This window comes from Sanguibacter sp. Z1732 (assembly GCF_051020515.1).
Lineage (GTDB): Bacteria > Actinomycetota > Actinomycetes > Actinomycetales > Beutenbergiaceae > CALKWS01.
In genome coordinates this window covers 3,233,266-3,255,263 of record NZ_CP194857.1, presented here as the reverse complement: position 1 = coordinate 3,255,263, position 21,998 = coordinate 3,233,266, and the positions used below count along the sequence as shown (strand labels likewise).

The 21,998-nt window shown below is 68.6% G+C and carries 21 protein-coding genes and 2 pseudogenes; 11 read left to right on the top strand and 12 right to left on the bottom strand.

Going from position 1 to position 21,998, the window contains the following annotated elements; genetic code table 11:
* Nucleotides 1-7 precede the first annotated feature (7 nt).
* Nucleotides 8-1,243 carry a pyrophosphate--fructose-6-phosphate 1-phosphotransferase gene (locus ACRRRO_RS17005; RefSeq protein ID WP_424796065.1) on the bottom strand — a complete coding sequence of 412 codons (1,236 nt, stop codon included), beginning with the start codon at nucleotides 1,241-1,243 and terminating at the stop codon, nucleotides 8-10.
* A gap of 89 nt (nucleotides 1,244-1,332) precedes the next feature.
* Between ACRRRO_RS17005 and ACRRRO_RS17000 the strand changes: the two genes are divergently transcribed.
* From ACRRRO_RS17000 to ACRRRO_RS16980, 5 genes are all read left to right on the top strand, one after another.
* Nucleotides 1,333-1,815 carry a hypothetical protein gene (locus ACRRRO_RS17000; protein WP_424796064.1) on the top strand — a complete coding sequence of 161 codons (483 nt, stop codon included), beginning with the start codon at nucleotides 1,333-1,335 and terminating at the stop codon, nucleotides 1,813-1,815.
* A 146-nt stretch (nucleotides 1,816-1,961) separates the two neighbouring features.
* Complete coding sequence (locus ACRRRO_RS16995; RefSeq protein ID WP_424786066.1) at nucleotides 1,962-3,779, top strand: AMP-dependent synthetase/ligase; 1,818 nt, start codon at nucleotides 1,962-1,964, stop codon at nucleotides 3,777-3,779.
* Nucleotides 3,780-3,908: 129 nt separating this feature from the next.
* Complete coding sequence (locus ACRRRO_RS16990; protein WP_434080622.1) at nucleotides 3,909-4,787, top strand: DEDD exonuclease domain-containing protein; 879 nt, start codon at nucleotides 3,909-3,911, stop codon at nucleotides 4,785-4,787.
* Entirely contained in the window at nucleotides 4,757-5,806 is a 1,050-nt protein-coding gene (locus tag ACRRRO_RS16985; RefSeq protein ID WP_434080621.1) for a hypothetical protein, read from the top strand. The genes ACRRRO_RS16990 and ACRRRO_RS16985 overlap by 31 nt, the downstream gene beginning before the upstream one ends.
* Complete coding sequence (locus ACRRRO_RS16980) at nucleotides 5,800-6,081, top strand: Lrp/AsnC ligand binding domain-containing protein (protein ID WP_424786068.1); 282 nt, start codon at nucleotides 5,800-5,802, stop codon at nucleotides 6,079-6,081. Before ACRRRO_RS16985 ends, ACRRRO_RS16980 begins: the two co-directional genes overlap by 7 nt.
* 42 nt (nucleotides 6,082-6,123) lie before the next feature.
* Here the strand turns inward: ACRRRO_RS16980 and trpD are convergent.
* Nucleotides 6,124-7,193, bottom strand: a pseudogene (trpD, locus tag ACRRRO_RS16975) (anthranilate phosphoribosyltransferase).
* Nucleotides 7,190-7,630, bottom strand: coding sequence for a hypothetical protein (locus ACRRRO_RS16970; RefSeq protein ID WP_434080620.1), 441 nt, complete (start codon nucleotides 7,628-7,630; stop codon nucleotides 7,190-7,192). The pseudogene trpD and the gene ACRRRO_RS16970 overlap by 4 nt, the downstream one beginning before the upstream one ends.
* Before the next feature lie 254 nt (nucleotides 7,631-7,884).
* On the opposite strand from ACRRRO_RS16970, the gene ctaE reads away from it, so the two are divergent.
* The 5 genes and pseudogenes from ctaE (at nucleotide 7,885) to ACRRRO_RS16945 (ending at nucleotide 13,031) form a co-directional block, all read left to right on the top strand.
* Nucleotides 7,885-8,523 (top strand): aa3-type cytochrome oxidase subunit III, encoded by a 639-nt coding sequence (gene ctaE, locus ACRRRO_RS16965; RefSeq protein ID WP_424786070.1) that lies wholly within the window; start codon nucleotides 7,885-7,887, stop codon nucleotides 8,521-8,523.
* Nucleotides 8,524-8,569: 46 nt separating this feature from the next.
* The gene (qcrC, locus tag ACRRRO_RS16960; RefSeq protein ID WP_424786071.1) at nucleotides 8,570-9,349 is read left to right on the top strand and encodes a cytochrome bc1 complex diheme cytochrome c subunit; all 780 of its coding nucleotides are present in this window, start codon (nucleotides 8,570-8,572) and stop codon (nucleotides 9,347-9,349) included.
* A complete protein-coding gene (gene qcrA, locus ACRRRO_RS16955) occupies nucleotides 9,346-10,416 on the top strand; it encodes a cytochrome bc1 complex Rieske iron-sulfur subunit (RefSeq protein ID WP_424796062.1) in 1,071 nt (356 codons plus the stop codon). Before qcrC ends, qcrA begins: the two co-directional genes overlap by 4 nt.
* Nucleotides 10,413-12,187, top strand: a pseudogene (gene qcrB / locus ACRRRO_RS16950) (cytochrome bc1 complex cytochrome b subunit). The gene qcrA and the pseudogene qcrB overlap by 4 nt, the downstream one beginning before the upstream one ends.
* A 223-nt stretch (nucleotides 12,188-12,410) precedes the next feature.
* Complete coding sequence (locus ACRRRO_RS16945; protein WP_424796060.1) at nucleotides 12,411-13,031, top strand: superoxide dismutase; 621 nt, start codon at nucleotides 12,411-12,413, stop codon at nucleotides 13,029-13,031.
* A gap of 174 nt (nucleotides 13,032-13,205) precedes the next feature.
* Here the strand turns inward: ACRRRO_RS16945 and ACRRRO_RS16940 are convergent, their stop codons facing one another.
* The 6 genes from ACRRRO_RS16940 to ACRRRO_RS16915 form a co-directional block, all read right to left on the bottom strand.
* The gene (locus ACRRRO_RS16940) at nucleotides 13,206-13,673 is read right to left on the bottom strand and encodes a cytochrome c oxidase subunit 4 (protein WP_424796059.1); all 468 of its coding nucleotides are present in this window, start codon (nucleotides 13,671-13,673) and stop codon (nucleotides 13,206-13,208) included.
* Nucleotides 13,670-15,436 (bottom strand): aa3-type cytochrome oxidase subunit I, encoded by a 1,767-nt coding sequence (ctaD, locus tag ACRRRO_RS16935; RefSeq protein WP_424796058.1) that lies wholly within the window; start codon nucleotides 15,434-15,436, stop codon nucleotides 13,670-13,672. Before ctaD ends, ACRRRO_RS16940 begins: the two co-directional genes overlap by 4 nt.
* Nucleotides 15,436-16,356: an aa3-type cytochrome oxidase subunit II gene (gene ctaC, locus ACRRRO_RS16930; protein WP_434080619.1), complete on the bottom strand. Its 921-nt coding sequence runs from the start codon at nucleotides 16,354-16,356 to the stop codon at nucleotides 15,436-15,438. The genes ctaD and ctaC overlap by 1 nt, the downstream gene beginning before the upstream one ends.
* A gap of 154 nt (nucleotides 16,357-16,510) precedes the next feature.
* A complete protein-coding gene (locus tag ACRRRO_RS16925; RefSeq protein WP_424796056.1) occupies nucleotides 16,511-17,431 on the bottom strand; it encodes an FKBP-type peptidyl-prolyl cis-trans isomerase in 921 nt (306 codons plus the stop codon).
* A 53-nt stretch (nucleotides 17,432-17,484) separates the two neighbouring features.
* Nucleotides 17,485-17,838, bottom strand: coding sequence for a HesB/IscA family protein (locus ACRRRO_RS16920; protein ID WP_424786079.1), 354 nt, complete (start codon nucleotides 17,836-17,838; stop codon nucleotides 17,485-17,487).
* 196 nt (nucleotides 17,839-18,034) lie between these two features.
* Complete coding sequence (locus ACRRRO_RS16915) at nucleotides 18,035-19,201, bottom strand: glycerate kinase (protein WP_424796055.1); 1,167 nt, start codon at nucleotides 19,199-19,201, stop codon at nucleotides 18,035-18,037.
* 127 nt (nucleotides 19,202-19,328) lie between these two features.
* Here ACRRRO_RS16915 and ACRRRO_RS16910 point away from each other — a divergent pair, with 127 nt between their 5' ends.
* Nucleotides 19,329-19,928, top strand: a complete 600-nt coding sequence (locus tag ACRRRO_RS16910; RefSeq protein WP_424786081.1) for a DUF3043 domain-containing protein — start codon at nucleotides 19,329-19,331, stop codon at nucleotides 19,926-19,928.
* A gap of 76 nt (nucleotides 19,929-20,004) precedes the next feature.
* Here the strand turns inward: ACRRRO_RS16910 and ACRRRO_RS16905 are convergent, their stop codons facing one another.
* From ACRRRO_RS16905 to ACRRRO_RS16895, 3 genes are read right to left on the bottom strand one after another with little or no spacing between them, the layout of a single operon-like run.
* Nucleotides 20,005-21,180, bottom strand: a complete 1,176-nt coding sequence (locus tag ACRRRO_RS16905; protein WP_424796054.1) for a quinone-dependent dihydroorotate dehydrogenase — start codon at nucleotides 21,178-21,180, stop codon at nucleotides 20,005-20,007.
* A gap of 25 nt (nucleotides 21,181-21,205) precedes the next feature.
* Nucleotides 21,206-21,640 (bottom strand): hypothetical protein, encoded by a 435-nt coding sequence (locus tag ACRRRO_RS16900; RefSeq protein WP_424786083.1) that lies wholly within the window; start codon nucleotides 21,638-21,640, stop codon nucleotides 21,206-21,208.
* Nucleotides 21,637-21,993: a hypothetical protein gene (locus ACRRRO_RS16895; protein WP_424796053.1), complete on the bottom strand. Its 357-nt coding sequence runs from the start codon at nucleotides 21,991-21,993 to the stop codon at nucleotides 21,637-21,639. Before ACRRRO_RS16895 ends, ACRRRO_RS16900 begins: the two co-directional genes overlap by 4 nt.
* Nucleotides 21,994-21,998: the final 5 nt, after the last annotated feature.

Sequence of the window (21,998 nt, the reverse complement as noted above, 5' to 3'; positions counted from 1 at the left end):
CCGGCGCTCAGTGCTCGGACGGCCGGGCCGGCACCAGCTCCTGGCCGATGCCACTGAGCACGGCGCCGAACCAGTCGACGGAGACATCGAATGCCTTGCCACCGGCGATGCGCGGGAAGGCGATCACGGACAGTTCGTCGTCTGCCTCCTCGTCGTGCCCGACCACACCGGATTCACCACGCTGGGCGGCCTGCACGGCCAGCGCCGTCATCCGCTCGATCAGGTCCAGGTCCTCGGGATTGGAGGCGGCGGAGCGAGAGAAGTACCCGGACTTCTGGACCATGGTCTTCTCCGCCCCGATCAGGTCGGCGAACTGCTTGGCGAACCACGCCCCGGGGTTGATGGTGTCCAGCTTGACGTGGCCGAAGGGGTCGCGCTCCACCGTCTCGCCGGCGGCCTCGAGTTCGGCGACGATCTCCGGCACTCCGGCGCCTTCGGACAGGAAGATGTTGACGTTGCCGATCTCATCCATGATCCCCCGCAACCGCTGCGCCTCAGCCGGCAGGTCGATCTTGAGTTCGGGCAGGAACACCGCGTGCACGTCCCAGCGCTCCCGGGACAGGCCCAGCGCCGGGTTCCAGTCCTGGGCGTCCAGCCAGGTCCGGTAACGCGCGGCCGCGGCGGCGGTGAGCCAACCACAGTGCCTGCCCATGATCTCGTGCACGATCAGCATCCGCGGGTTGGAGCGGTGTTCGCCGATGATGTTCTGGGCGAACACCGAGGTCTGCTCGGCTGCGGTGTGGGCACCGAGGGACTGGACGATCGGGATGATGTCGTTGTCGATCGTCTTGGGCAGGCCCACCACGGTCAGGTGGTGACCGTTCGCCTCCAGGTAGGCGGCCAGGTCAGCGGCTGTGGTGTTCGTGTCGTCCCCGCCGATGGTGTGCAGCACATCCACCCCATCGGTGCGCAACTGCTCGGCCGCCACGGTCAGCGCACTCTGGCCTTGCTGGATCAGGCCGCGATTGACCAGGTCCTCGGAGTTGGTCAGCTTCACCCGTGAGTTGCCGATCGGGCTGCCCCCGAAGTTGTACAGCACATCGATCTTGGCGCGGGCCTCGTCATCGATGACGATCTTGGTGCCGGTCAGCAGGCCGTGATAGCCGTACTGGTAGGCGATGATCTCCGCCTCCGGCAACTCGTCGCTGTAGTGCTTGACCAACCCGGCCACCGCCGAGGACAGGCACGGCGCAAAGCCGCCAGCGGTGAGCAACGCGACCCGTCGGATGGGAGTGGTGGACATGCGTGTGGCCTTCCTTCGGATGAGAAGTACAAGGACGGAGCCGAGAGCGACCGGCGCTGCCCACTCTAGTGCGCACTAGAGTGGCGGTCATGGCCGGCACGGAGGATGGACCACCGGATCCACCGGATGACCTCGACGCCCAGTGGGCCGACCTGACGGCCAGGCTGGGACCGCTGGACCCTGGGTTGCCGGCCGAGTTCACCGAGCCCGGGACCGATGACTCGCCGGGAATCCGGGAGGCGACGGAGCCCACACCTCCGAGGTGGGCCGCGTCTGCACCGGCGCCCCTTGGCCCCCGCGATCACGACGGCCCCGGCCCCGAGGACGACGACGGTGACTTCACCGCACCCGACCCCGGCCCGGTCCTGGGTGCTCCGACGCGCAATACGCTGCCCTGGGCCGGCGCCGTCGGGGGCCCGATCGCGGTGCTGCTGATGTTGGTGCTGTGGCCAGGCGCACCCCCGGCGGCCTACCTGACCGCGATGGCGGTCACGATGGCGGGGCTGCTGACCCTGTGGTGGCGGCTGCCGGTACACCGGCGAGACGATGACGACGACGGCGCGGTCGTGTGAGCCTGTGCCGAGCCCGTCGACTCCGGTGACCATGGGGACACCGGCGACCCGATCGTGACGTGATCGCCGCGCCGTTACCGGCGCGGCACGTCGATGCGGGCCGGTATGCTGGTGCCAGCAATCCCGCCACTGCCACAGGAGCCAGCATGGACGAATCCACCACTCCCCTGCTCGTCGAGACCCCGGCCGAGATGTCGATCCCGGATCTGCTGGTGGACTGGGCGAGGAAGGAGCCCAACCGCACCCTGCTGGAGACCACCACCGACGGCAACGTGTGGACCCCCATCAGCGCCGCCGCAATGCACGAGCGGGTCAGCGCCATCGCCAAGGGACTGATGGCCTCGGGGATCAACCCCGGTGACAGTGTTGCGCTGATGTCGCGCACCAGCGCGGACTGGACCATCACCGACTTCGCGATCTGGTACGCCGGCGCCGTGACGGTACCGGTCTACGAGACCTCCTCGGCCGATCAGACCGCCTGGATCCTCAGTGACGCCGCCGTCAAGGCCGTGATCGTCGAGCACGCCGACCACCGCGGCGTCGTGGAGGAGGCCCGCAAGGAGGCCGCCGCCGTCGAGCACGTGTGGACGATGACCGACGGCGGTCTGGACGCCCTGGCCGAGGCCGGCAAGGACGTCTCGGATGAGGATCTGCGCGCCCGCTACGACGCACTGCGCACCTCCGACCTGGCCACCATCATCTACACCTCCGGCACCACCGGCCGGCCCAAGGGTGCCGAGCTCACCCACGGCAACTTCGTGGAACTGAGCCGCAACGGAATCGCCGCCCTGGGTGAGAAGATCCTGGCCGATGGCGCCCGCACGCTGCTGTTCATGCCGCTGGCGCACGTGTTCGCCCGGTTCGTGGAGGTGCTGTGCATCGCTGCCGGAGCACCCGCCGGGCACACCGCCGACACCACCCAGCTGATGCGTGACATCGCCGGATTCCGGCCCACGTTCATCCTCTCGGTGCCCCGGGTGTTCGAGAAGGTCTACAACGCGTCCGAGCAGAAAGCCGCCGCCGGTGGCAAGGAGAAGATCTTCCGCTGGGCAGCCGGTGCCGCCCAGGCCTACTCCGAGGCCCTGGACACCGGGAAGGTCCCCTTCGGCGTGCGGATGAAGCACAAGGTCGCGCACAAACTCGTACTGCACAAGATCCAGGACGCGCTGGGGGGCCAGGCCGAGTACGCGATCTCCGGTGGGGCCCCGTTGGGTCCGCGACTGGCGCACTTCTTCCGCGGCGTGGGCCTGACGGTTCTGGAGGGCTATGGGCTTACCGAGACCACTGCCCCGGTGTCGGTGGGCCTGCCCGAGCGCACCAAGATCGGCACCGTCGGCAAAGCACTTCCCGGCGTGAGTCTGCGGATCGCCGAGGATGGCGAGATCCTGACCAAGGGCATCGCCAACTTCGTGGGCTACCACAACAACGACGAGGCCAACGCCGAGGCGATCAGTGACGGCTGGTTCCACACCGGAGACCTGGGTGCTCTGGACTCCGAGGGCTACCTGACGATCACCGGACGCAAGAAGGAGATCATCGTCACCGCCAGCGGTAAGAACGTGGTGCCATCGCAGTTGGAGGACTCCCTGCGGGCGCACCCGCTGATCAGCCAGTGCGTGGTGGTCGGAGACCAGAAGCCGTTCGTGGCCGCGCTGATCACCCTGGACGCGGAGATGCTGCCCACCTGGTTGGCCAACAACGACTTGCCGGAGATGGACGTCACCGCGGCGGCGCAGCACCCCAAGGTGCGCGAGGCGTTGCAGCGGGCCGTCGATGGCACCAATGCGAAGGTCTCCAGGGCCGAGTCGATCCGCCGGTTCGAGATCCTCACCGATGACTTCACGGTGGAGAACGAGTACCTCACGCCGTCGATGAAGGTCAAGCGCGCCGCCGTCCTCAACGACTACGCCGCCGAGGTCGAGGACCTCTACGCCAAGGCCCGCGCCGAGCGCGAAGCCATGTGAGTCCCGGCCGGGCTGGGCGGCTGCCTGGCCCGGCCGTTCAGCGGCGCCCGGTGACCTGCCTGCCGGGACCACGCCCGGCTAGGTGTCGCAACCGGGCGCTGTCGGTGCTGCGGCCTAGCCTGGGCGGTGATGGCCGAGAACCTGTCGCACCACGCGATCCCGGGACGCCGCTTGCTGGCTGCACCGACCCACGGTGCGCCGGTGCAGCCCAGTTTCGCCGACCTGGGTGTGCCCTTGCACGAGGTGACCTTCGTGGTGGTGGACCTGGAGACCACCGGCGGATCGCCGTCGTCGTCGGCCATCACCGAGATCGGTGCGGTGAAGGTCCGCGGGGGGCGCGTGCTCGGCGAGTTCCAGTCCCTGATCAACCCGGGCGTCCCGATCCCCCCGGTGATCACCGTGCTGACCGGCATCACCACCGCGATGGTGATCACGGCCCCACCGGTCACCCAGGTGCTGCCCGCGTTCCTGGAGTTCGCGCACGGCGCGGTCCTGGTGGCCCACAACGCCGGATTCGACGTGGGCTTCCTCAAGGCCGCCACCCGGTCGATGGATCTGGTCTGGCCCGCTCCGCAGGTGGTCGATACCGTCCGGCTCGCCCGCCGGGTGGTGACCAAGGAGGAGGCGCCCAACCACAAGCTCGCCACACTCGCCGGACTCTTCGGCGCCGCGACGGAGCCGACGCACCGGGCCCTGGACGACGCCCGGGCCACGGTCGACGTGCTGCACGCGCTCCTGGGCCGGATGGCCTCCCTGGGCGTGACACACCTGGAGGATCTGGCCACCGCAGCCGACCCGGTGCCTCCGGCGCGACGGCGAAAGGCCCACCTCGCCCAGGACCTACCCACCGGTCCGGGGGTGTACCAGTTCATCGGACCGAACCGACAGGTGCTCTACATCGGCACCGCGACCAGCCTGCGCCGCCGGGTCCGCACCTACTTCACCGCTGCGGAGAAGCGCGCCCCCGGATCGGGGAGATGGTCGACCTCGCGGTGGAGGTGGACGTGATCGAGTGCGCCACGGCCCTGGAGGCCTCGGTGCGGGAACTGCGACTGATCGCCGAGCACAAACCGCCCTACAACCGTCGATCCCGCGCGCCTGAGCGCCAGCCCTGGCTCCGGCTGACCAGCGAGGCTCATCCACGCCTGTCGATCGTGCGCGCCGCCCCCACGGCCGGTCCGGCGATCGGGCCGTTCCCCTCCCACTCGGCGGCCCGCCAGGCACAGGAGGCGATCGTGGCGGCGGTGCCGCTACGCACCTGCACGCTGAGACTGCCGGTGACGCCCCCGGCCGGGGCGAGTGCGTGCGTGCAGGCCGAGCTGGGCCGGTGCGTGGCCCCCTGCGCCGAGATCGACACCGGCTATGAGGCGATCACCGAGACTGCCCGGCAGGTGCTCGGTGGCAGCGTGAGTGTGGTGGTGGCCGGCGCGCACCGCACCATCAGCGCCCTGGCCCACCAGCAGCGCTACGAAGAAGCCGCACAGGTGCGGGACCGTCTGTCCGCGTTCCTGCGCGGGGCCGCCCGTACCGAGCGGCTGGCACCCCTGCAACGCGCCGCCGAGATCGTGGCCGCCCGGCGCCCGGGCGGACCGGGGTCGGGGTGGGAGGTCCTGGTGGTCCGGTACGGACGGATGGTCGGATCAGCTCGCAGCCGGCCGGGCGAGGACCCCCGGCCCCTGATCGAGGCGTTGCGCGCCACCGGTGCCGCGGTGCCCGTCCCGGAGGATCTCGGGGGTGCGGCCAGCGCCGAGGAGACCGAACTGCTCGCCGCGTGGCTGGCCCAGGACGGAGTGCGACTGGTGGACTGGCTGGATGCCCACCACCGGCCCGGAGGGTGGTCGATGCCCGTGGCCGGTGCCTCGGCCTATCTGCAGGACCTGGGCGCGGCGGCCTTCCGCGATCCACGCGAAACCGAGCACCGCTCCCTGGGCGTCGGCGTGGCGGATCCGGCATCCCGGTCCGGGATCGAAGCAGGCATGATGGACCTACCCTCGCCACCCCGCACCGCTCTGGAGGAAACATGCTGACCTCGATCGTGATGATCGACACCGAAGCCGACCGGATCCCCGAGGCCGCCGCCGAGGTCGCGGAGATCGAAGGCGTCTCCGAGGTCTATTCCGTCACCGGGGACATCGATCTGATCGCGGTGGTGCGCGTGCGCCGGCACGAGGAACTCGCCGGCGTCATCGCGGACCGGATCAGCAAGGTCGCGGGCGTGCGACGCACGCAGACCTACATCGCGTTCCAGACCTACTCCCGCCACGACCTGGAATCGGCCTTCTCCCTGGGCATGCAGGACTGAGCCGGACCCCCCTGGCACGCCACGGGTGGATCAGGTCGTGGGTCAGGCGTTGGAGGCCCGCACCCAACGCTCCAGGACGCCGGCCGCGGCGGCCTGGTCGATCGACTTCTCAGCAAGGGCCATCCCGGCACGCAGCCGATCGGTGAGGTCTCCGGTGGCGGTGCCCGGCATCTGGGCCGCGGCCACCAGGGTGGCAGCGGCGTTGAGGACGACGGCGTCGCGCACCGCCCCGCGCTTGCCGTGCAGCAGGTCGCGGGCAACCTGGGCGTTGTACGCCGCGTCCGCACCGCGCAGATCCGCCAGAGTGGCCGGGGCCAGACCGAGGTCTGTCACCGGGTCCAGTCGGTGTTCGGTCACCGCGCCATCCCGGGCCTGCCAGATCACCGCGGTGCCGTGGGCGAGAGTTCGTCCAGGCCGTCCTCGCTACGGAACACCAGGGCCCGGTCGCCGCGCTCGGCCAGCACCCCGGCGATGACCGGAGCCAGTTCCTTGTGCCCGACGCCGATCGCGGAGGCCTCCGGGCGGGCCGGGTTGGTCAGCGGGCCCAGCACGTTGAAGGCCGTGGGCAGCCCCAACTCCCGGCGGGCCGGAGCGGCATGCCGGAAGGCGGGATGGAACACCTGGGCGAACAGGAAGGTGATGCCGGCCTCGCCGGCGATCTCGGCCACCCGGCGCGGCGGCAGGTCCAGGCGCACCCCGAGTGCCTCGAGGACGTCGGCCGATCCCGATGAGGACGTGGCCGCCCGGTTGCCGTGCTTGACCACCAGGGCACCGGCGCCGGCGACCACCAGGGCGGCCATGGTGGAGATGTTCACGCTGTGGTGCCGGTCCCCACCGGTGCCCACCACATCCACGCATGGCCCGGGCACCTCGATCGTCACCGCGTGCCGCAGCATCGAGGCGGCGAGCCCCCGGATCTCCGAGACCGACTCCCCCTTGGCGCGCAAGGCCACCAAGAACGCCGCCAACTGCACCGCAGTGGCGTTGCCCCCCATCACCTCATCCATCGCCCACTCGGCTTCGGCCAGCGAGAGGTCCTCGCCGCTGATGAGCCGGGAGATCAGCGCAGGGAAAGTAAAGGCTGCCATCGCCTGGACCGCCGGGCCGGTCAGCCCTGGGTGGCGGTGGCGTGCTCGCGCAGCAGGTCGGCCACCGCCTCCTGCACCACGAACGGGTCCAGGGGGTATCCGACCACGCCCTCGGCTTCGGACCACGAGGCCAACCAGGCGTCCTGCGCCCGGGCGATCAGCAACAGCACCGGGGGGCAGTTGTACACCTCGGACTTGAGGGTGCGGCACAGCCCCATCCCACCGTGTTTGGGCGTCTCGCCGTCCAGCACGAGCAGGTCGAAGTGGCGGTTGTGCACGTACTCCTGGGCAGCCTCGGGGGTGGCCACCTCGGTCCACTCGATCAGCGGTGTGTCGACCGAGGCCCGGCGCCCGATCGCGGTCCGCACCTTGCCGCGGGTGGTGTAGTTGTCGCTGTAGAGCAGGATCTGGGCCCGCGGCTGCGGACCGCTCCGCTGGCTGTCCTGTGCAACGACGGTCATCGAGATCCTCCCGTGGTCGGTGAGCCGAACAGCGGCCCGTGGTCACCCCACATCGTAGTGCGTCGGGTCCCGGTGCGCGGCCCACGGGGACGGCCCGCCGGACCAGCAGATGGTGACGGTTACCGGGCCCTTCGTCACGACGTTCCCGCAGGTCAGGCACCGCACGGGCGGATTTCGCGCGCAGTCATGCGTAAAGTCCCAATTCGGGGGCGTGTGTGTCGCCACGCAGCTCCCGGCTCGGCCATAATGACAGGGTGTCGTCTGCAACTACCGCTTCCTCCACCACGCATGTGAGCGTGAAGCGTCCCAATGTCGTCGTCATCGGTGTCATCGTCTGGCTTGCCAGCGAGTTGATGTTCTTCGCCGGCCTGTTCGCGATGTACTTCACGCACAGGTCCGTCGCGGGCCCCGAGATGTGGGCCGAGGGCACCGGCTTCCTGGACGTCCCCTACGCGCTGACGATCACGATCATCCTGGTGTCGTCCTCGTTCACCTGCCAGTTCGGCGTCTGGGCTGCCGCGGAACATCGCCGCACGCGGACCGGGAAGATCTGGCAGCTCACCAAGTGGGGCATGAACGAGTGGTTGATCATCACCTACGTCCTGGGCGCCGCGTTCATCGCCGGGCAGATCCTGGAGTACGCCACGCTCGTCGACCACGGGCTGACCATGGCCAACTCCAGTTTCGGTTCGGTCTTCTTCATCGCCACCGGCTTCCACGGACTGCACGTGCTCGGCGGGCTGGTGGCCTTCTTGTTCGTGCTGGGTCGCTCCTACGCCGTCAAGCGCTTCACCCAGGCCGAGGAGACGGCCATGCACGCGGTGTCGTACTACTGGCACTTCGTCGACGTCGTCTGGATCGCCCTGTTCATCACCATTTACTTCATCAGGTAGCAACACCCCATCTGGCACTAGAAATACGTCGAAGGAATCACACATCGTGAAGGCACTCGCGGCGAAGAGAAGGCACCGGGCGGCTCCCGTTGTCCTCATGATGCTTGCGCTCGTGGTCATGGGCGGTCTGTTCACCGTCTTCGCTCCACAGGCAGCCGAAGCAGAGGAGGAGATCAACGCCGACGCAGCCAACGGGGAACGGATCTTCATCACCAACTGCGCCACCTGCCACGGCATGGACGCCGAGGGAAGTGACGAAGTCCCCTCGCTGATCGGCGTGGGTGCGGCATCAGTGCACTTCCAGATCGTCACCGGCCGGATGCCGATGGCGGCCAATACCCCGCAGGCGGAGGCCAAGCCCCCACAGTTGACCGAGCAGCAGGCATTCGACGTGGCGGCCTACATCGCCGCCATGGGCCCGGGCCCGGCGATCCCCAGCCCCAGCCAGGTCGACCCCGAACTCGGTGACGCCCCCAACGGCATGCTGCTGTTCCGCACCAACTGCGCCATGTGTCACAACGCCGTCGGCGCCGGTGGAGCCCTCACCGAGGGCAAGTACGCCCCGGCGCTGTGGGAGTCCACCGGCGTGGAGATCTACGAGGCGATGCTGACCGGTCCCCAGTCGATGCCGGTCTTCAACGACGCCACCCTGACGCCGGAGGAGAAGCGTGACATCATCGCCTACCTGTACGCCCAGCGTGAGCCCAATCCCGGGGGCCTGACCCTGGGATCGCTCGGCACGGTGCCCGAGGGTGTCTGGGTCTTCGTGGTCGGGATCGGAGGCCTCATCGGCTTCGCTATCTGGATCGGAGCACGGTCCTCATGAGCATCGAGCAAAAGCAGTCGCGCGCCGAGGTCGTCCCGGCTGATCACGGCACCATGCCGGAGAGGTTCGAGAACCCCGGGATCGAGCCGCACCGCCCACGCCTGGGCGATGAGGACCCGGTCGCGGCGAAGCGGTCCGAGTGGCAGGTGGTCCTGATCTTCGGGATCTCGATCCTGGCCACCATCGGCGGCGTCGTCGGGTTCTACGCCTTCCCCGTGGACGAGGGCGTGTCCCTGGGCGGCATCCGCCTGTCGAACCTGAGCCTGGGCCTCGGTCTGGGTGTCGGCATGCTCGGCATCGGCGTCGGTGCGATCCACTGGGCCAAGTCGCTGATGTCGGACGTGGAGCAGAGTGAGCCCCGCGAGGAGCAGCGCAGCGACGAGGAGACCCGCGCGACCATCGCCGGCATGCTGCGCGACGGTGCCCGGGAGTCCAACATCGCCCGCCGGCCCCTGTTGAAGGGCACCCTGGCCGGGGCGGTGCTGTTGGCCCCGCTGACCTTCCTGGTCCCCTTCATCGGTGGTCTGGGGGGTGACTGGAACATCGACCGGTTCCGCCGTACCGCGTGGGCTCCCCGCACGAACGACGCCGGCGGGACCGAGTTCGTCTACCTGGCCCACGACCCCGGTGGCGGCCGAATCCGCGCCGCAGACATCACCGAGGGCTCGATCGTGCACGTGATGCCGTACGAACTCACCGAGAACTACGAGCACTACTTGGACGAGAAGGCCAAGGCCGTGGCGATCCTGGTGCGCGTGGACCCGCGCGAACTCACCGAACCCGAGGATCGTCAGGACTGGTCCTACGAGGGCATCGTGGCCTACTCCAAGATCTGCACGCACGTGGGTTGCCCGGTGGCGTTGTACGAGCGGCAGACCCACCACGTGCTGTGCCCGTGCCATCAGTCAACGTTCGACATCACCGACCAGGCCAAGGTCGTGTTCGGACCGGCGACCCGGCCGCTCCCACAGTTGCCGATCGCCGTCGACGACGAGGGTTATCTGTACGCGGCCGATGATTTCCCCGAGCCGATCGGCCCGAGTTTCTGGGAGCGTGACCGAGTATGAGCACCACCACCGCCCCCACCGGTGTGCCGAAGAAGCCCTCGCGCGCCGCTGCCGCCGGAGACCTGCTGGACAGCCGGGTCGGCGCGGCGAAGATCGGTAAGGGCCTGCTGCGCAAGATCTTCCCCGATCACTGGTCCTTCCTGCTCGGCGAGATCGCGCTGTACAGCTTCATCGTGCTGATCATCTCCGGCGTCTTCCTCACCATGCACTTCGTGCCCTCCATGGCGCACGTGTACTACCCCGAGGACGCGCTCCCGGAGACCATGCAGGGCGTGTACATGTCCGAGGCAATGGCCTCCACGACATACATGTCCTTCCACGTCCGCGGCGGCCTGTTGATGCGCCAGATCCACCACTGGGCGGCGCTGCTGTTCATGGCGGCGATCGTGGTGCACATGCTGCGGGTGTTCTTCACCGGCGCGTTCCGGAAGCCGCGTGAACTGAACTACCTGATCGGGTTCACGCTGCTGATCGTCGGGTTGCTGGCCGGCCTCACCGGATACTCCCTGCCCGACGACGTGCTCTCCGGCAACGGGCTGCGCATTCTCGAGGCGTGGCGCGCAGTATTCCCGTTCTGGGTGCCTACCTCTCGATGATGATCTTCGGCGGGGAGTTCCCGGGTGTGGACATCATCCCGCGCATGTTCACCTTCCACGTACTCCTGATCCCAGCGCTCATCCTCGCGCTCGTCTCGGTGCACCTGTTCCTGGTGTTCTGGCACAAGCACACCCAGTACCCCGGTCCGGGCCGCACGAACAAGAACGTGGTCGGCTACCCGCTCTTCCCGGTCTACATGGCCAAGGCGGGTGGCTTCTTCTTCATCGTCTTCGGGTTCCTGTCGCTCATGGGCGCCACGATGGGCATCAACGCGGTCTGGAACTACGGCCCGTATGATCCCTCTCTGGTCAATGCGGGCGCTCAACCCGACTGGTACATGCTCTTCCTCGAAGGCGCGCTGCGCCTGATGCCCGGGGTCTGGGAGATCTCTGTCTTCGGATACCTCATCCCGCTGAACATCCTGATACCAGGGGCCATCATTCCTGGTCTGCTGTTCACGTTCTTCGCGCTGTACCCGTTCATCGAACGGTCCGTCACCAAGGACGACAGCGAACACCACGTGCTGGACCGGCCCCGCAACGTCCCGGTGCGAACCGGTCTCGGGGTCGCCTTCATCACCGCCTTCATGGTGTTGAACTTCGCCGGCGCCAACGACCTGATCGCGACGCACTTCGACCTCAGTCTGAACACGATCACCCATGTGCTCCGAGTGGCGTTCTTCGTCGCCCCGGTGCTCGCCTTCATCATCACCAAACGCATCTGCCTCGCGCTGCAGCGCAACGACCGCAACCTGGTGCTGCACGGTCACGAGACCGGGCAGATCGTCCGGTTCGCCTCCGGTGAGTACATCGAGGTGCACAGGCCCCTCGACGAGCACGAGCGCTGGATCCTGGTGGGCCACGAGCCGGGCCGGCCGTTGGAGATCGACCCGCCGGAGGACTCCGCCGGAGTACGCCGCCCGGGCTACCACAAGGACCGGCTGCGCCAGCGGATTTCCCGGTTCTTCTACGAGGACCGGGTGGAGCCGGTCACGCCCGCCGAACTCGCTGCGGCAAACCGCCACCACGACCACCACGCGGCTGTGGACGCCGAGGAGATCGCCACGGAGCAGGGCATTGAAGCAGCCGAGCGCGCCGGGCACGAGCGGGACGAAGAAAGCGTCGGCAGTGGCATCACCAGTTCCGGCCCTCCCGGGTCCAGCACGCACGGCTGAAGCACGCTCAACCACCCTTCGCGAGCCCGCGGCCGGCGCGCACTACCCGCGCACCGGGCCGCGGCTTCGAAGTCCCATCGTGGACCCTGTTCCTGCTCGAGCACACGGCAGGCTCAGGCGATACGGTGGAGGAAGGGCCGCGGAACCCGCACTCGGCGGGTGATCCGCAGTCGCCACCAATCGGTGCGGAAGGGCCGCACCGACCACCACCAGGAGGTAATTCATGGCGCAGTACACGCTCCCAGACCTTCCCTACGACTACGCAGCGCTCGAGCCGCACATCTCCGGCAAGATCATGGAGTTGCACCACAGCAAGCACCATGCGACCTACGTATCCGGCGCCAACACCGCGCTGGAGAAGATGGCCGAGGCGCGTGAGTCCGGTGACCTGGCCACGGTCAACATGCTGGAGAAGAACCTGGCATTCAACCTCGGTGGCCACATCAACCACACCGTGTTCTGGAACAACCTCTCCCCCGACGGCGGTGGCGAGCCCGAAGGCGAGCTGGGCGAGTTCATCAAGGATCAGTTCGGCTCCTTCTCCGGGTTCAAGGACCACTTCACCGCCAACGCCACCGGCATCCAGGGCTCGGGCTGGTCCATCCTGGGCTGGGACGACCTGGGCCAGCGCGCCCTGATCTTCCAGCTCTTCGACCAACAGGGCAACATCCCCGTGGGAATCACTCCCCTGCTCCAACTCGACATGTGGGAGCACGCCTTCTACCTGGACTACCTCAACGTCAAGGCGGACTACGTCAAGGCGTTCTGGAACATCGTGAACTGGCAGGATGTGGCCGCTCGCCTCGAACGCGCCAAGGCCAACAGCGCCGGCCTGACTGGCTGACCCGGGCCGGACGGCACGACGCGCGAGCCAGACACGAGCGCGCACACGACGAGGCCGCAGACCCTGCCCCGGAGGCGGGGTCTGCGGCCTCGTCGTAGATGCCTATTGTCGTCGTAAGGTGCCGTCGGTGCCACGTACCGGCAGCGGGGGCGGCGACCTACCGCCTGCCGGTGATCAGTGCGCGTGCGGGCCGCGGCTGAACTCGAATACGTGGCCGATGAGGCCCACGACGGCGACGGCCACCCCGAGGCCGAAGACCCACCAGCCGGCCGCCAGGCCGAGGAAGACCAGCGAGACGGCGATACCGAGCACGAACGGCCACCAGCTGTAGGGCGCGAAATGACCGTAGTCGCCGGCCGGGTTGTCCTCGATCGTGGCGCTGGGATTGTCCTCGGGCCGCGCATCGATCTTGCGGCTCTGCAGCACCAGGAAGAACCCCACCATCCCCCACATGCCCATCAGCAGGGCCAGGGCGGTGGTGCCGACGGGCTCCCAGTCCGACCAGAGGCCGTAGACGACGGACACGGGAAGGAAGAAGACCGCCAGCGCAATGAACGACCACATCTCCACGCCCATCGGGCGGCGGGTGTTGGGCCGGTTCACGGTGGAGCCGGCCGCGTCCCCGGTGTGGGTATCGGTCATCGGGCGTCCCCTCTCTTCACGGAGGTCTCCGCCGAACTCTCGGCGTCACCGTAGATCTTCTCCAGCACATTCGGGTCCGGTTCGATGTGGTCCATCGCGGCAACCTCCGGGTGGTGCAGGTCGAACGCAGGACGCTCGGAGCGGATTCGCGGCAGCGTCACGAAGTTGTGCCGTGGTGGCGGGCTCGACGTGGCCCATTCGAGCGAGGCGCCGTGGCCCCACGGGTCATCGAGGGTGACCTTCGGGTGCTTGCGCCAGGTCTTGTAGACGTTGTAGAGGAACGGCAGCGTCGACAGCGCCAGCACCACGGCCGAGATCGTCGACAACTGGTTCATCCACACGAAGTCGGCCTCAGGCAGGTAGTCCGGGATCCGCCGCTGCATGCCCATCACACCGAGCCAGTGCTGGATCAGGAAGGTGCCGTGGAATCCGAAGAAGAGCAGCCAGAAGTGGACCTTGCCGAGGCGTTCGTCCAGCATCTTCCCGGTGAACTTGGGCCACCAGAAGTAGAAGCCCGCGAACATCGCGAACACCACGGTGCCGAACACCACGTAGTGGAAGTGCGCCACCACGAAGTAGGTGTCGGTGAGGAAGAAGTCCAGCGGCGGGCTGGCCAGGATCACGCCGGTGAGCCCACCGAACAGGAAGGTGGCCAGGAAGCCGAGCGACCAGAGCATCGGCGTCTCGAACGTCAGTTTCCCGCGCCACAGCGTGCCGATCCAATTGAAGAACTTCACGCCTGTCGGAACCGCGATCAGCATCGTCATCACCGCGAAGAACGGGAGGAGCACCTGCCCGGTGGAGTACATGTGGTGCGCCCACACCGTCACCGACAGCCCCGCGATGGCGAAGGTGGCGAAGACCAGGCCCTTGTAGCCGAAGATCGGCTTCCGGGAGAACACCGGCAGCACCTCGGAGACGATGCCGAAGAAGGGCAGCGCGATGATGTAGACCTCCGGGTGGCCGAAGAACCAGAACATGTGCTGCCACAGCAGTGCACCGCCGTTCTCGGCGGCGAAGACCTGTGACCCGAGGATCCGGTCCGAGGCCAGCCCGAACAGCGCAGCCGCGAGCAGCGGGAAGGCCATCAGCACCAGGATCGAGGTGAGCAGCACGTTCCAGGTGAAGATCGGCATCCGGAACATCGTCATCCCCGGCGCCCGCATGCACAGGATGGTGGCGATGAAGTTGACTGCACCGAAGATGGTGCCGAATCCGGTCATGATCAGCCCGGTGACCCACAGGTCCGACCCGAGTCCGGGCGAGTAGGTCTCCAGCGACAGCGGCGTGTAGGCGAACCAACCGAAACTGGCCGCACCACGTGGGGTGAGGAACCCGGACACGGCGATCAGTCCACCGAAGGTGAACAACCAGTAGGAGAACATGTTCAGCCGCGGGAACGCCACGTCCGGGGCGCCGATCTGCAACGGCATGATGGCGTTGGCGAACCCGGCGAACAGGGGTGTCGCGAACAGCAGCAGCATGATCGTGCCGTGCATGGTGAAGTACTGGTTGAACTGCTCGGCACTGGTGACCACCTGGATGCCCGGCGCGAACAGTTCGGCCCGGATCACCAGGGCCAGCAGGCCCCCGAAGGCGAAGAAGATGAAGGAGGTCACCATGTACAGGTTGCCGATGACCTTGTGGTCGGTGGTGGTGATCCACTTGACCACCGAGGTGCCCAGGCTCTGACGGTCCGGAGTGAGTCCCGGCACCGCGTCGACGGCATGCCCGGTGCTGGTGTCACGTTCGTCGATAGCCATCAGTCATCCTCTCCCTGGCCAGGGGTCCGCTGACCGGACGGAATCGAGATCCGGTCCAGGCTGGAATCCAATTGACCGGTCTGCCCGGCCTCACGCAGCGCGGCGATGTGCTCCTCGAACTCCGCTTCGGAGACGACCTCGACGTTGAAGAGCATGTTCGCGTGGAACTCACCGCACAGTTCGGCGCACTTGCCGATATAGGTGCCCTCCACCCCGGGGGTGATGTGGAAGACGTTGCGCTCGCCCGGGATCATGTCGAGTTTGTACAGGAAGGCCGGCACCCAGAAGGAGTGCGCGACATCGCGCGAGAGCACCACGAACTCCACGGTCTGGTCCACCGGAAGCACCAGGGTCGGCACCTCCTCCGGAGCGCTGGTCACCACCTCTTCGGGGGTGAAGTCGTTGTCCCACGGGTCCCCGGTGTCCCAGACGTCCTCGTCGACGTAGTTGAAGTCGAACGCCCATTGCCGTCCGATCGCTTCGATCTGCAGGTCGTACTCACCGGTCACGTCGGTCTGCTCGTCCTGGATAGCGGCCGTGTAGTAGAACAGCACGCCCACCATCACCAGCGGGACGAAGGTGTAGAGCAACTCCAGCGGCAGGTGGTAGCGCAACTGCACCGGCAGGGTGTTGTCGTGCTTGCGCTTGCGGTACACGATGACGCACCAGATCAGCAGCCCCCAGACCAGCACACCCACCAGGAGGGCCGCGATCCAGGTGTCCACCCAGAACTGCACCAAGGTGTCGGTGTGTTCGGTCATACCTTCAGGGCCGGGCAGCCAGCCACGCTGGACCTGTTCGGTCGAGCAGCCTGCCAGAACGAGCAGGCCGATCAAGCCCAGTACCACTGGCCTGGCTCTGCGTGACGGTGATCTCCGTACAGGAGGGACGGACACGATGCGGACGCCTTCCGATCTCATGGATGAACTGCCCCAAGCCTAGCCCCTCCGCCGGGATGCGAGCACGCCAACTCGCCCCATCCCCACCTGCGAGAACACATCCGAGGTGACATGCTGTCAGGTTCTGACACGGCCCCGGTTGAGCGTCGTGTCATCGGCTCCGAACGGGGCCGGATCAGGCTCCGTGGGTCAGAATGATGTCGGTGAGGATCGCCACACCCGGGGCCCCCTCGCCCTGCGGCATCGTGATCAGCACCCGGGAGCCTTCCGGGACGTCAACGAGCAGGTCGGCCCACTGTCCCTGACCGATCCGGGCGACCCACGGACCGTTTTGGGAACCTTCGTGCTCGGGCCAGGTGCTGTCCCGTTCCTCGTTCGTCCAGGACACCACCGAGTAGGCGAGGGCCACGGTGTGCCCCGGCGCCAGTACGTCACCGTCACCCTCGGCGATGACCTGCACCGTCGCCTCCGGCGGCTCCGGTGCGTCCTCACGCACGGTCGGCAGGGCCGGCGAGCCGAGTTCGCCCTCGATGGTCACCGGCAGGTCCTCAGGCTCGGCAACCGGGGTGGCATCGGCGGCCCCGGCGGCATCAGGCCCGGCGGTGTCGATGACGTCGACCACGAACACGATGGTGTCCTCACCGCCGATCCCGGCGTCGGGGTTGCCGGAGGCCCCGTAGCCGAGTTCCGGAGGTATCGAGATCAGCAACCGCGATCCAACGGGGTGGCCGGGTATGCCCCGGGACCAGCCCTGCACCACCGAGCTGAGCGCGAACATGGCCGGGGCACCCCGTTCGAAGGAGGAGTCGAATGGCTCGGCCTGTCCCCACACGTGCCCGGCGTAGTCGGCGAGCACCGGCGCCTCCTCGGCGACCACCTCACCGTCGCCCTCCTCGAGCACCTCCACCCGGAGGCCCGCCGGAGCGCCCGAATCGGGGAACGTCATCTCCGCGGAGGAGCCGAACTCGGCCGACACCTGCGGCATCTCATCGCCGGGCGCACCGGCGTCGTCGTCGGTCTGCGTCGTTCCGGGATCGCCGTCGGAACCCTCCTGCGATCCTGGATCAGGGTCGCCGGCGCAGCCGACCAGAAGCACCAGCGCAGCACCTATCGCCGCGGCGCCGCGCAGGCCCCGCCGCCACTGCGCGCTCAGTGGAAGGAGTCCCCACAGGCGCACGATCCCCCGGCGTTGGGGTTGTCGATGGTGAACCCCTGCTTCTCGATCGTGTCGGCGAAGTCGATGGTCGCCCCGCTCACGTACGGCACGCTCATCTTGTCCACGATCACTTCGACGCCGTCGAAGCCGCGCACGGCGTCTCCGTCGAGGAGGCGCTCGTCGAAGTAGAGCTGGTAGATCAGCCCGGAACAACCACCGGGTTGCACGGCCACCCGCAGGCGGAGGTCGTCCCGACCCTCCTGCTCCAGCAGGGCCTTGACCTTGGCCGCTGCAACGTCGGTCAGCAGCACCTCGTGGGTGACATCGTTTTCGGTGGTCTGGCTCATCGTCGTCTCTCCGGCTCGGGGTTGTGCTCGGTCGCCTCGCGACTTCTGCGTCAACTGTAACCCGCACTGGCCCAGATTCCGATCCCGGGTTCTGCGCGATTCGGGTGCGCGGGACGGTTCGGCACGTGGGCGGTGACCCGTCCGCTGAGGCCCGGGCGCATCCGACGGCGGTGGGCAGCCTCGGCGGCGGGTGACCTCAGGCGGTCGCCCAGTTGCGCATCACCCGCACCGAACGAGCGCCCAGGGCCTGCACCGGATCGGCCGGGTGGGCAGCCGCGGGCCGGTTCCCGGGTACCAGTGGCTGGTCGATCAGCGGATACGCGGCGCTGATCCCGACGGTGGCCATCTCCCGGCGGTTGACGTAGACCTCGTGAGCCACTGCCACCACCGGTAGCCCGCGTTCGGCCGCCAGTGACCCGACCGTGGCCACGACTCCTTCATGCATCGCGTCGGCGTCCAGCGAGGCAGTCCCGGTCAGGACCAGGTCCGCCCGTGACATCAGATCGCGCAACCCGACTTCCTCGCCGACGACGGCGGCACCGGGCAGCACCCGTGCGCCGAGCAGTCCCAGTGCGAAGGCCGCGCCTCCCCCGGCGCCGGTGTGCGAACTGCTCGGTTCCAGCACGTGCGCATGTCCCGCCAGGACCGGCCGCAGCGGGGTCAGGGCCCGGGCGTGGCCGGCGGCGTCATGAGCGAAGACGGACGTGGCGGACTCGATCTGCTGCGCCTCAAGGGCGTTGATGCCGAACCGTTGCAGTCCTGCACCCGCCCCGTGCAGCCCCACCAACGGGGTGTCCGTCGCCGCAGCCACGACCAGATCCACGCCGGCCAGGTGCTCGCGCAACCCGGCGAGTGCAGACCAGGCAGGCGCGTCGGTGCCAGTTCCGAGGCCGGTCAGTTCGGTCAACCTGCGCAACAGGCCGGCGCCGCCGTCATGGGTGGGGCTGGGACCCAGTCCGATCACCACCCGGGTGGCGCCACCGGCCACGGCTGCCTGCAGGAGGTCGGCGAGCCCGGCGCTGGAACCCTCGACGGCCCGGGCGCGGGCGTCCTCGGGGCTGCTCCCGTCAGCGCTGAACCCCAGGAGGGCCGCACCGTCGATGTAGGCGGTGCCGCCGCCGTCCCCACCCACGTGCAGCACAGCGGCCGGTACCGGGCTGCCGAGCGAACCACGCACCTCGATCGGGGTGAGCGTGCCGCCACGGGCGGCCTGCACGGCGTCGATAAGGCCGGTGCTGCCATCGCTCATCGCGGCCGTGAGAACTTCGTGCCCGCCCCCGTCCCAGGGGCGGGCCAGGACCTGCCCGGCCTGGGCAGCGGTCAGGGTGCCACCGAAGTGGTCCGGGGCGATCAGCACACGCACGCTGCCATTGTCCCCCACCACCGCAGTTGGGTGTCACGCCCGGCTGGTGCGGCGGTGCCGACCGCGGTGCCGGTGCCGACTGTGGGGCGGGGCCGGGCGCCGGTGACGGAGCGGCTACCCTGGTGGGGTGTTCGGACGCCAGAAGAATCCTCCGCAGCCTCAGCCCAGCGAACCGGAACCGCCGACGTCGGTGGACGGCCGCAAGGGTCGGCCCACGCCCAAGCGCAAGGACGCCGAGGCCGCCAACCGGCGACCCCTGGTCCCCAACGATCGCGGCGCTGCGCGGCGCAGCCAGCGGGAGAAGTTCGCCAGGGCCCGCCGTGAACAGCAGGAGGCGATGCTCTCCGGCGACGAGGACAGAATGCCCCCGCAGCACCGCGGACCGGCACGCCGGTTCATGCGGGACTACGTCGATGCCCGCTGGTCCCCGGGTGAGCTGTTCCTGCCGGCGGCGATCCTGATCATCCTGGTCCTGCTCGCCGGAAACCTGTTCCCGGCCTTCATCGAGGTCATTATCACCGCGATCCTGGTGGCCTACGTCTTCGTGCTGCTGGCGATCATCGATGCGGTGATCCTGGCGGTGCGGGTGCGCAACAAGGCTCGCGCGAAGTTCGGCGCGGACAGACTCGGCCGTGGGCCGCTGATGTACGTGGTGTTCCGCGCCTTCTACCTGCGGCGCATGCGGCTGCCCCGCCCGGTCGTCAAGCGCGGCCAGTTCCCGGTCTGAGCCGACCGCTGCCGCTGGGGACGCGGCTGCCTGGCCGCGGTTCGATGCCGGTGTGACCCAGCGGGTACGGCGTGGCTCAGCGCTGCAGCAACGACCGGTTCATCCAGGCCGCCCAGGTGGGGCCGGCGTAGATGAAGGCGGTGTAGGCCTGGACCGCGTCGGCGCCGGCCGCGAGATAGGCGCGCGCGTCGGCCGGTGAACTGATTCCGCCGACGCCGATGATGACCTGCCCGGGGGCGCATCGTCGCCGCAACCTGGCGACCACCTCCAGGCCGCGGGCACGTACCGGTATTCCGGACATGCCACCGGGGCCGTGGTCGTGATCAATCGTGGTGTTCACCGCCACCACACCATCCAGGCCCAGTTCGGCGGCCAGGTCCGCCACCGCATCGACGTCGTCATCGGCCAGATCCGGGGCGATCTTGACCAGTACCGGTACCGGGCGGGCCGCACCGGCATCGGCGGCCTGTTGCACGGCCGTCAGGATCGGGCGCAACGAACTGATCTGCTGCAGGTCCCGCAGGCCCGGGGTGTTCGGCGACGAGACGTTCACCACCAGGTAGTCGGCGTAGCGGGCGAGCATGCGCGCGCTGTAGGCGTAGTCGGCGACCGCCTCGGCGGCCGGGGCCAGTTTGGATTTGCCGATGTTGACACCCAGCACCACGCGCCGCCCGGCCGCGGTGCGACGCAACCGGTGCAGGCGCTCGGCCACCACGGCGGCGCCGTCATTGTTGAACCCCATCCGGTTCACCAGGGCGGCCCGCTCGGGAACGCGCCACAAGCGCGGACGTTCGTTGCCGGGCTGGGGGCGTGCGGTGACGGTACCGATCTCGACGAACCCGAACCCGAGGGCCGCCAATCCGGCGACCATGGTGGCGTTCTTGTCGAAACCTGCGGCCAGACCCAGCGGGCCACCGGTGGCTCTGCCGAACAGCGTCGGTGCGGGCTGCGGTACGGAGCCGCCCGCCGTGGGCGCCCGGCGCCGGAGGCCATCGGCGGCCGCGGCGCGCAGTGCCCGCCGATTCGCCGAAGCGCCGCTGAGCAGCGACACCGCCGTCCGCACGGGACCCAGCCGGCCGGCGAGCCCGATCGCGGTGGCCGCCAGGTGGTGGGCCCGTTCCGGGTCGCTCCTGGCCAGCACGCGGGCGAAGACCGCCCGGTAGGCGGCCGCGGCCGGGCCCGGGCGCGGCACAGTCCGTTCCGGGGGCTCGAGGGCTCGGCCGGACCACGGATCCGGTGGGCGCGTCGTCATCGGGTCCACCCTCGCACGTGGGCGGTCACTGCGCCGCGACCCGGCCCGGTCGTGACCACCACAGCCAGCTCAGGCCGAGGAACGGCAGCACTGCGGGCAGGTAGCCGTAACCCGCCCCGAAACCGGACCACACGGTTTCCCGTGGGAACAGTCCGGGATCGGTCAGGGTCAGCAACCCCACCAGCACCACTCCCACCAGTTCGATCAGCACCGCGAGCCAGCCGACCCGCCGCCACCGCCGGCCGTTGTGCGCCAGTGCGATGGTCGCGACCAGGTAGACCACCGCGGCAAAGGCGGACAGGCCGTAGGCCAGCGGTGCCTCACCGGCGTCCCTGATCAACTGCACTCCCGAGCGGGCGGTCGCCGAGATCGCGAAAACGGCGTAGACGACGATCAAAGCGCGCCCGGCGCCGTAGGCGGGTCGGCGGGTGTCCTCAGCCGGGGTCAGTGCCGTGTTCACCCGATCACCCAGATCTGCCAGATCCGCAGTTGCAACACCGCGATCGTGAAGGCCGCCACCACCAGCACCACCGAGGACCAGCGGGATCGGTCCAGCACCGCCCACCAGCCGGCGGCCGGCAGCAGCACCAGCGCCGTGATCAGGTAGCCCCACAGCAGCACGGTGTCGACCGTGTGCTCCGCCGACCCCAGGGCGATGCCGGTCACCACCATCTGCGCGATGATCGCCAGGACCACCAACGCGCCGCCGATCAGTTGGATGAAGATCACCGGACGGTCGCGGAGGCCGCGAATGCCCGCCCACCCGGCGAGAACCAGGGAAGCGCCGATGATGCACCATGTCAGGATCAGCACAGGCA